Origin of the sequence: Trueperella sp. LYQ143, from assembly GCF_046599595.1 — a bacterium.
Classification (GTDB): Bacteria; Actinomycetota; Actinomycetes; order Actinomycetales; family Actinomycetaceae; genus Trueperella.
In genome coordinates this window covers 23237-34824 of record NZ_JBKIWR010000016.1, presented here as the reverse complement: position 1 = coordinate 34824, position 11588 = coordinate 23237, and the positions used below count along the sequence as shown (strand labels likewise).

General features: G+C 51.7%; 12 protein-coding genes and 3 tRNA genes. 8 read left to right on the top strand and 7 right to left on the bottom strand.

Annotated elements, in window-relative coordinates:
- Positions 1-131: 131 nt before the first annotated feature.
- The 4 genes from ACLHIL_RS07075 to ACLHIL_RS07060 form a co-directional block, all read right to left on the bottom strand.
- Positions 132-650, bottom strand: a complete 519-nt coding sequence (locus ACLHIL_RS07075; RefSeq protein ID WP_411297254.1) for a single-stranded DNA-binding protein — start codon at positions 648-650, stop codon at positions 132-134.
- Between the two features lie 101 nt (positions 651-751).
- Positions 752-904: a hypothetical protein gene (locus tag ACLHIL_RS07070; RefSeq protein ID WP_411297253.1), complete on the bottom strand. Its 153-nt coding sequence runs from the start codon at positions 902-904 to the stop codon at positions 752-754.
- A gap of 241 nt (positions 905-1145) precedes the next feature.
- The gene (locus tag ACLHIL_RS07065) at positions 1146-2630 is read right to left on the bottom strand and encodes a GTP-binding protein (RefSeq protein ID WP_411297252.1); all 1485 of its coding nucleotides are present in this window, start codon (positions 2628-2630) and stop codon (positions 1146-1148) included.
- Positions 2631-2632: 2 nt separating this feature from the next.
- A complete protein-coding gene (locus ACLHIL_RS07060) occupies positions 2633-4177 on the bottom strand; it encodes a GTPase domain-containing protein (RefSeq protein ID WP_411297251.1) in 1545 nt (514 codons plus the stop codon).
- 166 nt (positions 4178-4343) lie between these two features.
- Here ACLHIL_RS07060 and ACLHIL_RS07055 point away from each other — a divergent pair.
- Both ACLHIL_RS07055 and orn read left to right on the top strand, forming a co-directional pair.
- Positions 4344-4416 (top strand) — tRNA-Arg (locus tag ACLHIL_RS07055).
- Between the two features lie 19 nt (positions 4417-4435).
- Complete coding sequence (gene orn, locus ACLHIL_RS07050) at positions 4436-5104, top strand: oligoribonuclease (protein WP_411297250.1); 669 nt, start codon at positions 4436-4438, stop codon at positions 5102-5104.
- Positions 5105-5262: 158 nt separating this feature from the next.
- On the opposite strand, the gene ACLHIL_RS07045 is transcribed toward orn, so the two are convergent.
- The 3 genes from ACLHIL_RS07045 to ACLHIL_RS07035 form a co-directional block, all read right to left on the bottom strand.
- On the bottom strand, positions 5263-6624 hold the full coding sequence (locus ACLHIL_RS07045) for a phosphotransferase (protein ID WP_411297249.1): 1362 nt from the start codon (positions 6622-6624) through the stop codon (positions 5263-5265).
- A gap of 463 nt (positions 6625-7087) precedes the next feature.
- Positions 7088-7162 (bottom strand) — tRNA-His (locus ACLHIL_RS07040).
- A gap of 83 nt (positions 7163-7245) precedes the next feature.
- Positions 7246-8175, bottom strand: coding sequence for a RimK family alpha-L-glutamate ligase (locus ACLHIL_RS07035; RefSeq protein ID WP_411297248.1), 930 nt, complete (start codon positions 8173-8175; stop codon positions 7246-7248).
- Positions 8176-8586: 411 nt separating this feature from the next.
- Here ACLHIL_RS07035 and ACLHIL_RS07030 point away from each other — a divergent pair.
- The 6 genes from ACLHIL_RS07030 (at position 8587) to ACLHIL_RS07005 (ending at position 11529) form a co-directional block, all read left to right on the top strand.
- Positions 8587-8659: transfer RNA gene (locus tag ACLHIL_RS07030), tRNA-Lys, on the top strand.
- Between the two features lie 418 nt (positions 8660-9077).
- Complete coding sequence (locus ACLHIL_RS07025) at positions 9078-9302, top strand: helix-turn-helix domain-containing protein (RefSeq protein WP_411297247.1); 225 nt, start codon at positions 9078-9080, stop codon at positions 9300-9302.
- Entirely contained in the window at positions 9295-9492 is a 198-nt protein-coding gene (locus ACLHIL_RS07020; protein WP_411297246.1) for a hypothetical protein, read from the top strand. Before ACLHIL_RS07025 ends, ACLHIL_RS07020 begins: the two co-directional genes overlap by 8 nt.
- Complete coding sequence (locus tag ACLHIL_RS07015) at positions 9485-10165, top strand: hypothetical protein (protein WP_411297245.1); 681 nt, start codon at positions 9485-9487, stop codon at positions 10163-10165. Before ACLHIL_RS07020 ends, ACLHIL_RS07015 begins: the two co-directional genes overlap by 8 nt.
- 221 nt (positions 10166-10386) lie before the next feature.
- Positions 10387-10839 carry a hypothetical protein gene (locus ACLHIL_RS07010; protein ID WP_411297244.1) on the top strand — a complete coding sequence of 151 codons (453 nt, stop codon included), beginning with the start codon at positions 10387-10389 and terminating at the stop codon, positions 10837-10839.
- 165 nt (positions 10840-11004) lie between these two features.
- Entirely contained in the window at positions 11005-11529 is a 525-nt protein-coding gene (locus ACLHIL_RS07005; protein ID WP_411297243.1) for a hypothetical protein, read from the top strand.
- Positions 11530-11588 lie beyond the last annotated feature (59 nt).

The window sequence follows — 11588 nt, the reverse complement described above, 5'->3', positions numbered from 1 at the left end:
ACATGTACAGCTCTCTTGACTACCTTTGCGACGCCGCCCATCAGCTCACTGCTCCACCCCAGCCATAAGCACAAACTGGGCTACATACCCGCGATACCCGCTCCACGGCTACTCGGCATACCATCATCTCTTCATTCTGCCTGCCTCTCCAACGAATCCGAGATAGCGGCTTGCGGTTCCCCGTACTCGCTGTTTTCTGCTTGTATATCCGTCTGATTTTCCCTAAACTCCCCAGCTTCACCAAAGACAGGCGTTAAGGAGCGCATCCCATGTTTGGCGAACTGTACCGTGCCAGTGGCTAGCTCTACCCCTATGGAATCTGCCAACACGAGCAGCTCATTACGCTCTATCCCTGCACTATCGGTATATGGCCGGACATTAAGTTGGCCACGAATCAGAACCGGCATTCCAGTATGTAAAGACGTTGCCGCATGACGTGCCAACGCTCCATAGCAGCGCACTGAATACCAGGCAGTATGCCCGTCTTGGTATGAATCACGGGCACGGGAATAACGCCGAGGGGTTACTCCGACTCGAAATACCGTCGTAGTACCAGAGCCGCCTGAGGGATGCTCCGAGTGTGAGTTGTTGTTATACAACCGCGGTGTCGCTCCCACCCAACCACGGATCGTAATGGTCGTTTCATTCATTTTCATTCTCCTTCATAGATGGACCAGGAGATATGAGTGTGCCTGAACGGCAATACGATAGGAGGCCTGCCGCAACGATCTGTGGAAACTACATACGCACACTAAAACTGTGGATACTTCTTAAGCGGATGTTGATTGCCATTACCTCCCGCTTTCGATTCCGTTTTGCTTCGAGTTGCCACCTCTGCTTTTCCGCCTTGCTTTCCGTACCCCGTCTTACCTGAATACCCAACCGACTTCTCACGGCTTCTCACTAGATTTCCAGCTAACTAATATGCTTGTCCAGGCCAAGAACGTAGCCACTAGAAAGAGCTGAGGCTCACCCTTTTCCTACTAGCCCATCCCACATATCTATTGCTGAAATCTCAAAACCCGTAAGAAGAGCTACCACCCCATAACGTAACGAATTACGAAAACTCGTCACTATCGCCGGTGTTCACAACAACGCACCTGGCAGCCATTAGCCACCCGCCAACATCGGCATACACGCATTACTCAGCGAGCAAAAACCTCATCATCTAATGCCTGGCGCGTCTGACGATGCAGAGCTAAGATCTGCGCTGGACCATCAACCATATACCGCCGAGTCACATCATCAAGCGCCACCTGCACTTGACGCTCATAAGCACGGGCCGCACGTTCAGCCGCACAACGCAGACGGCGACGTGCCCAATACCCCACCCCTAAGCCAATAATTACACCTGCAGCACATATACCGCCCCGCCCGATAGCCGCAATACCTGGCACACATACAGCGATCACTATCCCTAAAAGGGCGATACACCCCGCAGCAAAAATCAACCCAAAGGGAGCACGACGGGAAATACGAGGAAGATCAATAGATCGCAACGTCGTCCCAATCGCCCGACGAAACTTCTCCGCGCTACTGACCGATTCCACTGCCGCGGCTTTCCACAAAGATGGCAACCCTCGCCCAACTTGCGCCACCCACGCATCGCGGATAGCCGTCACCATCGTCATTGCCGGCTGATCTGGCACAACAAAGGCATGCGAACTCAACGTTCGCCCAGAATCGGCAATCGCTTCCACCACTGCCGGAACACCGGAGGACTGAACAATCGTCTGCGACATCTGGGCAATAACGTCATCGGATAACTCCATCTCGCTTTGCCCCACATTCGCCCGCAGGCGGGCGGCAATAGCATCTAACTCTGCCGCAGCCGTGCGAACACAAGCCGATGGCTGCTCAGCCGCACGCATAATACATTCACGCACCTGACCGACACCCTCACCATACAAAGCGGAGGCAGCCAAGACTCTCACACTACTCAGCCCATCACGATCCAAAATCGCGCGCACATCCGCCAACAATTCCCCACGCTGCTCACAAGGCACAGTATCAATATGGTTCATTACTACAACCATCGAATCCTGCCGTAGCCGCAACGCTGACAAATAATCACGATGCAGGATTTGATCGGCATATTTTTGGGGATCAACAATCCACACCAACAGATCTACCATCGGGATCAATCGGGAAACTTGCACCGAGTGCCCAACCTCTACCGAATCGTGGTCCGGCACATCCAAAACCACTAGCCCCGACGGATACTGTGAGCCCGCGGTAAGAATTGACGAATGTTCAATCCGTCGCTCCTTATTGACCTCCAAATAATCCAACAAAGATTGCGCATCCGTATCGAATGTACAGGCCGACGCATATTGGGTCGTCGGGCGAATCTCACCGGCATCCGCAAAATCGAGTTCCGTGATGGCGTTAAACATGGTCGATTTACCCGATCCAGTTCCCCCCATCAAAGCAACGACGGTCAATCCAGCCCCTAAACGCATGCGTTCCTGTGTACGGGCAAGATCATCCTGCGCTCGCCCAGCCACGTATGGATCAAAAAAGGCTCCTCCCGCACTAACCGCACGCTGGAGCGCCTTTAACCGCCCAGTAACCTGCTCATCGTCTCGCAGCACCTGTAGCACCTCTACCACGTCATTCTTCTTTCGCATCCCTACTGGTATAAGAACTCGCTCGCACGCGCCCTCAATACCGCAGCAGGTGGCATAGCTATCTCATCAATAACCGCGATATAAACTCCGACGAGTTCGCGCAACGCCTGACGAACTCGATGCGATAAATCATCGCGAGCTTGGCGAACCTCCGCCGCATATCCCAACGACTGCGCAATCGTTTGCGCACCAGCAATTCCCCCAGCAGCCACCCCAATCAAAGCTGCCGTCCCCGAGGCAGCTAACCACGGATTTGGCGATACCTGGCGTCGAGCGAGATCCGCCTTCCAACGATCCACTGCCCGCTCCACAATCGTATCCATATCGACGCCTACCGCCGCTTGCTGGCACAGTTCCTCAGTCTGAACAACATCTTGCCGCCACGCTTCAGTGACATTCATATCAGCAGCCGTCAGTCCTTGAGTGAGCGCTACGCGAACTGACGTCAGCACCGATTCAAATACGGTTATCATTGCGCGATCTCGAATAGCACTACGAGTAGCAAAAAAGCGCGGTTTGCGTCTGGCTACTAATTTTGCCAATGGTCCTCCCGCAGAAGCTAAGGAAAGCCAGGAGGTCGTCGGCGCACCATTAGCAAAACGCCCATGTTCGATATTGGTCAGCAATTTATCAATGGGCGCTGCTGCTGCCTCACGCGCCTTATCTCGCAAATCTATTCTGGCGTGTTCCTGCAGATCAACAACATCTGCCAACATCAACAAATCCGAGCGAAGCTGCGGCAAGGTCGCTGCGGTCGTGCGATCAACCAAAGCGTTACCCGCCTGAGTTCGCGCAATCAACTCCACCCATTGACGAATATCAGCGATTTCTTCAACCGGCAGTAATCCCGAATGAGGCCCCATATCTCGCACCATAAATAGCGGACTATCAGCCATCTGCATTGACGCCATTCGCCTCATCAGATCAGCTCGCACCGGAGCCAATGCACGATCTGGCACACGATCTAGCACAACAGCACACGTTATGCCGCGTTGATGCGCCATCGTCAAGGTGTTCCACGCAAGCGCGTCCCCATACCGCGAAGCCGTCGTCACAAACACCCACAGATCTGCCGAATCAATTAATCGCGCCGATAGCTCCCGATTCGAATCATCAACCGAATCCAGATCTGGCGCATCGACGATAACCACGCCACGAATCGCCCGCTGATGGCATACGCAGGTCCCTAAATTCAGTAACGCATGATCCTGCAAGGCCGCCTCGTCATCAGGATGGATAACAATAATAGGCGTTCGCGTCGTTGGCCGGAGAATCGACGCTTGCGAAATCTCTTCTCCAATGAGTGAATTAACCAACGTCGATTTTCCAGCACCTGAGGATCCCCCAAACACCATTACCGTTGGGGTGCTCACCTGCCGTACATGCGGCAAAATCCTGTTCTCTAGCTGAGTGATGAGCTGCCGACGTGTTTGTTCCCATTCATGAGCGCCAGGCATCTGCAAAGGCAGGCTCGTCGAACGCAAGGCCGCTACCGTGCGCTCAATTCGATTCGCCATATCATAACGAGAAATTGCCGGGATACTCACGTCTATTATTCTTCCTCAAATACGCGCAAAATTCGATGAGCACGTGATAAACCGATACGCTCCACATCCGCGCCGCTCACAGGCTGACCAGTTGATTACATAACAAAAGATCTTGGCGCATAATTACCGTAGCGAAGCTAACACCAGGTAGTATGTGAGCCGCATTGCCCTCATAGCTCAGCGGATAGAGCAGTGGCCTTCTAAGCCATGTGTCGCAGGTTCGAGTCCTGCTGGGGGCGCTCTTGGTATGGTTAATAGGTGAGTACTTTTTCTGCGCAAACGACCCCTATCGTTTGGATTGACTGTGAAATGACCGGCCTAGATATTGAGCACGACGATCTCGTCGAAATAGCCGTGGTTGTCACAGATAGCGAGCTGCATCCATATAACGCCGGCTTAAACCTTGTCATTAAACCATCTGCCCAGGCTGTCGCCAATATGGATTCTTTCGTCCGAACAATGCACACTCGAACAGGGTTAATTGACAAGTGGGATGACGGATTGACCATCCCTGACGCCCAGAAAAAAGTGCTGGCCTACGTGAAGAGGTTCGTCCCGGAAGCGCGTAAAGCTCAAATCGGCGGCAACTCAATCGGGATGGATAAGATGTTCCTATCGCGGGATATGCCGGAACTTATTGAGCACCTCCACTATCGCGTCATTGACGTCTCCACCATTAAAGAGCTAGCAAAACGCTGGTATCCGCGCGTATATTTTGCGGCGCCCGCTAAAACAGGCAATCATACGGCCCTCGGAGATATCTACGATTCTATTGACGAGCTGCGTTACTACCGGAAAGCATTATTTCCTGACGGTGACGGGCCCAGCAGCGAAGAAGCAAACAGCTACGCTAAGGAGATTTGCGAGAACCTCACTCGCACCCAAGCGGAAGAGCACGCCATGCAGCGCGCTCGCGGCGATGAATAACCTCCACAGTTCCCGATAACTAGCTACCGCTAACTACCGTAAAGCGCGCTCAATAATACAGTTTCCCCGTGCGTATTGAGCCGCATACCTTAAACACTGCCCCTGCTCTGGCAATGTTGTTGACGACATTAAAGGGTCAAGACGGCAGTCAGTTGCTGTTATATCGGCGCAATATCGATGAAGCACTCCGGCGTCACCGGAACAACCCGACCATGACGAGCACATTCGTACCACCACATGGCACGCCGCATCCTCGCCCGCGCTTCTCGTGGAGCATGGGCGACGTCACTGTTTGACGCAATCGAAATCGTGACTGCCGCTGCCCGCAAATATAGATCACGCCCATCTACACGCTTTTCCAGATAAGCACACCAGGAACGCAGCACCCGCTCTGCCTGCGGATAGTACGAACAGCGCAGCCCTCCGGGGTTGAGTAGCTCTACCTCGTCACGATATGGCTCCTGCGGATCTGCCACCACCCAGCGATTCTCCGTCAGAAACGGCAAAACCGAGACGTGGGCCAATAAACATGCCCAATCGTCATTTCGTTGCCCGGGTCCAATATGATCGAGATCAATCATGGCCAAACGCCCGTCGTCTTGCACAAAAACATTCGCCTCAAAAAAATCACCATGCGTGGGAACACTTGGTGCGCAAACAGTATCAACATGGCGAGAGACGCTGTCAGCAATCACATCAATCGCCGTTGCCCACTCCGGCATATACGCCCGAGCATTACGGGCATACTGTGTTATCCGTTTTGACCATGACGGGTAAACATCAAATTCGGCAATGGTCGCTGGCATCGCTGCTAGGAGACGTTCCAACTCACCAATGCGCTCACAGGCCACATCAGGACGATAGGCAATATCGTGCGATAACGGATAGCCGCTAAGTGAACGCGTCACAATCAAACCATCTGAGGCAGCAAAGGCCAATATAGCAGTATCAATCTCACCCGAGGTCATTGCATCAACACGACGTATGAGAGCTTGCGCGTGACGTTTCTGGACGACTTTTCCATACGCATAGGCCCGATCATGCACATGGTATTTCACCACCGCCCGACGGGTAGGACGATATACCACGACTCGCGAAGTTAAACCCGGCAGCCCTAAGACGTCGGCAATATATTGATCGTCTACCGCACGCGATAGTGCAGGCAACAGGGGATCATGGGGAAAAAGCCAGAGGGTTACGGGGGAAATAAACGGAGATGGCGGATCAGCGATCTGATAGCACGTCTCAGAATTATCCTGGACGTATGTGGAACTAATACGCTCCGTTGACGCCACAATATAGTGCTCTTTCCCCTGTCTATCGCTTATCGTGTATCCCACGGATATGCCCGCCCCCGGGCGCATGTGCGGCTTATCCCAGGAGAATTGCGCGAGCTGAACACCGAAGGCAGCACAGGCCAGCTCAAGAAGATCTCGCATCGCCTGCGAACACATATATTGCACGCAGGCAGCACGGACGCGAGTCTCATCCGCAGACGTATTCGACAAGCCAGAAGACATATCTCCATTCGACCACAATGTCCGTCATCTCGCACGGCGCCAGGCATGTATTTTCTCAATCGCGCCGCCAGCACACATAGCTCCCCCACCCTAATAGGTTCCGGAGCTACATATTATTTTCCAACCTTAAGGTCAAAAGCATGTCTGAAATCGGGGTTTTTCGTTGTCATAATGCCTGAAATTCGCAATTTTCCAAACCTGGTAATTAAGAATGCATGGCTTCTCGCGGCTATGGGTAAAGTTATGCTGCATACTCTGGCGAACTGAGAAATAGTAAGACCACGACCGAGAGGATTCGCTATCGGGGTTACTATTCTGCGCAAAATGAAACATACGTGCAGCAGACAGCCCCACACAGGCGGTGATTACAGTAAAGACCGCCACACAGAAAGCTGCAATCAGCTCCTGTGGGTCCCACACGCAAAACCTACAACAAAAGACGTAGGCAAATGCCAGTAAAAAATGGGGTGGCTGACGGGGATTGAACCCGCGACCCTCTGGACCACAACCAGATGCTCTACCGCTGAGCTACAGCCACCATTGCAACGGAGAAAACTATATCAACACTGCGAACAGAAACAGAAACTCGCTACGGTGAAGCCGCTCACCTACCGAGGAGCATCACCAAAATGCGCGCGTCTGAATAGCGTCTGCAAACCTCTCCAGATGGTCAGAATCCGCCGACAGATACAGCGATCCGTCAATCAAGGAAATCTCCATGACGTAGAATTCTTCCGGTGATTGTGGGCCGCCACGCACAATATCTACCCTATTGAACAGCAGCAACTCATCTCGCCCGTTAACTTCTTTGATATACCCGTGCAAAGCCTGGCGGATTTTCTCTCCCCAACGCCACGATTCTTCTGAGGCATCTGCCGAACGAAGCACTTCCTCGACCACCCCAGAATCCTTCGCATTTCGGAAACGCGGGTGCAGCATTGGTTCTTTCTCCACCTGATACGAGGCCAAGCCGTTGAGATAAATCAATGAGGTTTCGCCAACTTCATCAATTTGTTTCAGGTAACGCTGAACCATCACGGATCGCCCAGCGTTGAGTTCATACTGCGCATGAGCAATCGCTTCACTTCGCGATGACACGTCGGTAGCGGTGTAACGCCCAGTACCACGCCCGCCAGAAGAAATCGCTGGTTTGATAACAAAATCCCCGTTAGCAGGAAAACGCGAATGAATCTGCTGTTTGGATAGATTTTGCTCTGGTTCTAGCCACATCGTCGGAATAATTGGCAATCCATGACGAGCAAGGGCTTGCATGTAGTGCTTATCCATATTCCAGCTCATCGTGTCAGCCGAATTGGCAATCCGCGGGATGGAACGTGCCCACTGCCGGAATTTATCTGGATACTTCGCATAATCGCGCACTGATCGAACAACGACGAGATCTGCCTCGCCCCAATCCACACTGGGATCATTCCATACCGCAACACGGGGTTCAATCCCTCGATCGCGAAGGGCGTCAGGGAGATCTTTTTCGTCCTGGTCGAGCTGCGGAAGCTCGCGAGACGTCGCTAGAAAAACTTTCGGTTGAGCCACAGCCCCAACTCTAGTGGATTTTGTGCGGACCGTGCAGGTGCTTGAATAATCTGAACGGCAGATCACGAAGAATCTTCAGTAGTAAGAAGCAGTGACGCACACTGACGCTTTCAGATGTAACGCACAAGATTTCCTCTTCGCGCTTTGCTACTGCTAGCCCTGTTGCCGGTAGTGATTATCTAGAGTCTGTACCTGTCGCAGGTTTTACGATTAATTCTCGTGCAAGCTACCTGAGGCAAACCTCGGACGCAGATATATTTCCGCTCTACGCCCGAGCTTCACCAGCAGCTCACGCCCCGCCTACCATTGACGCATAGCCAGACAATAGTAGCTTGTGCATGAAGTCACAGCCCTTAGCACGAAAATAACTTGCCTTTGCCACCTGCGCACACTAAAGTAATTTTTCGTTGCGCACCGCTAGCTCAACTGGCAGAGCATCTGACTCTTAATCAGAGGGTTCTGGGTTCGAGTCCCAGGCGGTGTACAGATGAGACGCTCGACGAGTTCGGGCGTCTTTATTCATATCTGAGATAAAGAACTGAGATAACGGAATATCGAACAATTCTGAAAGCGGTCCAAGGTCATCGAGCTTCCATGCCCTACGTCCCGTCCACTTCATAGAAATCGCGCCCTGGGTCACTCCTAGCGCTCTCGCTAGATCACCTTGCGTCAACAACCGCCGAGCCGCTTCGGCGCGCACATTAGCCGCAACCAATTGCGAAACATATAGCGGTCTATCTAATTCAGAAACTTCAAGACTATGCATGCTCATAACACGAGTTTAGCCAATTATTACAAATCGTTGCAATATTTCATAAACATTATTTGACGATTAGCAAATACGACACACCCATAAATTACAGTTCGTAATAATTCCATCCTCTCCGAGATAGTATTTGCGCATGAATAATTACTCAGACTTTGTTTATCTTGCCGTTAAGCGATATATGCGTAATACAGGTGTTTCTAGCGCTTATCTTGCGAAGCGTTTAGGCATGGAGCGCGGGACGTTCTACGCGCGAATGCATGGGCGTCGTAAATGGACCGTTGAGGATTTACAGCGCCTATCAGCTATCGGGGTTGACGTTCCTAGACTTCCGCAACCACGGAGGGCTAGCTATGTATAAAGTGAATTGGGTACTGGTCATCTTCCTAATCCTGGTGTTCGTTATCTCCGTTGCTATTGGCGCGTGTATCGGGCTGGCGTTTAACAGTACATCGAGCGAGATAGCCACCGTTCTCAGCGTCTTAGTGTTCCTACTTGGCTTTATTGCCGGTAGATTTATCGCCAGTATCGACGGTGATAGCGGTGAGTAGCACGACGCTTAACGCTCGAGCACCCTTGCCCTCGCTATTACGTTCGCTATCGCGTGCTGGATGGGGTGAACTGACTAGCGAGATTCCGGCGGTCCGTCTCGTACTACGCGGGTTATCTGATCTGGTTAACGATTATTCGGGGCGCGCCCTAGTTACCGCTACGCAGGTAGCCGATGTCACCGCGCTATCGGAACGCTGGACCAGACACGCACTAAACAGATTAGAAGAATTAGGGCTGATCCGGTGGGTTCGTGGCGGAATCATTCACGGCAAGCCCACCCCATCCTTTATCGAGGTATCCAAACGCGCCCTTATCGACCTGATCCGCAAAGCACGCGCAACGATTGAAGAGCTCCGCGCTATGCGCAAAGTACGCACAGCGCAACGACTATCCAAGATCTCACCTCACTCGGTTATCTGGGGTAGGTATTCGCGCAGGTCAGACCATGCGGAACTGACTAATAGCCTCCTCTCTCCTACGGAGGACACCTCAAGGAGTGCCCTCCGTAGAAATGAAATCCTCAACATGCAAACCCGCCAACGGCTAACAGATAAACGCGAAACCGAACACCGCCAACGGTTGAACACCGATAAGGACTATCGGGCGCAATGCCAGGTTGCGGCACGCACAGCAATCAGCCGCGTACTTACCAGTCTTAAGGAATCAGCATGATAAACGAAGAACTACTACGGCGTCGAGCCGCTTCAGCACGCTTCTCACCACACCCACAGGGACGCTCCCCACCTAGACATGCCCTAAAACTAAAACAATCGTCATTACCATTAAAATGTATAGTTTGCAAATTATCTATTGACCATATTGCAACGATTCTAATATGATTCTAATCACACATCTTATGGGAGGTATGTGTAAGAATAGAGGGGAGCACTACGATGACTCTGCACGTTATACGAAAGAAACGGCTCACAAGCCTCATCGCATTCGCCTGCCTTACCGCCACTGCTGCCTTAGTATCTACCGCTAACGCGAGTGTTTCTGCTCCCACTCCTACGTCAGAAAGTAGTAACTCACAACCTTTAACAGAACTAGCTCACCGCATTAGTCCGACAGGTGATCCCTCTGAGGTGATCTCGCAGATCGTATGGAACGAAGTTGCTGAAACATTAGATAACACCCCAGGAGTTATGGGATTCTATACTGACATACAGACGGGGACGCTCCATATCAACATTGCACATGATTCCCCAATACGACAAGATTTGCAGCACATTCTTGATTCTCGGATACATTCCATTACCGCCGAGTCACCGGAAACAGAAATCCTTAGTTCCCTAACCGTCGTTTTTGATATTGTCGGGGCAATATCAGACACTAGCGACGCTTAGTGCGAAACATTCACACCACAAATCCAAAGATTCCAAACACTCGTGTTCTTTTTACCAGAACTCACCGTTCTCCGGAACAAACGCCGTTGGAATCCATAAAGGAGGAAATAACAACTTCTCGGTTTACTCCAAGATAGGTTTTGCGTTAGGAAGTCTTAACAGCCAATGAAACGCGTATTGACAATTCTTTGCACCATTACCGTATGCCTCCAGATAGCGGGCTGCTCACATTCCGAAGGGAACGAAACACCCACTACACCTACCTCAGCCTCGCAAACACCAGCCCCATCGCCAACGCAGTCAGAATCTGGAGATCCTAACGCCAGCGCTACATCTGATCCCATAAAAGAGGGCGTTGAAAGCCAAACGATCACTGATACTGCTATCTCAACGTATGCAGGCTCATATCAAGGCGTTGGTGACGGCGCACTATTAGAAGGAACACTCAAGGTTCTCGATGGCTGCCTCATCGTCATTAACAAAGACGGCGGATTAACCATTCCTATTTTTCCTAGCGACGATACTCGCACCGAAAACGGAAAGCTCATCTCGGGAGATAAAATATTTTCTGTAGGGCAAAAAGTTAGCCTTGGCGGAGGCTTCCTCCACATGGACGACGCCGTCAGCAGCTCATGTCAATCCCTGGCAAAGAGCTCCAACGCTAGCAACTTCACCGTCCATTTCAATTAGCCATTTAGATCGATACCGCAAACACGCAAACAGGCGTAATGGGAAGCATGCAGCTTTCC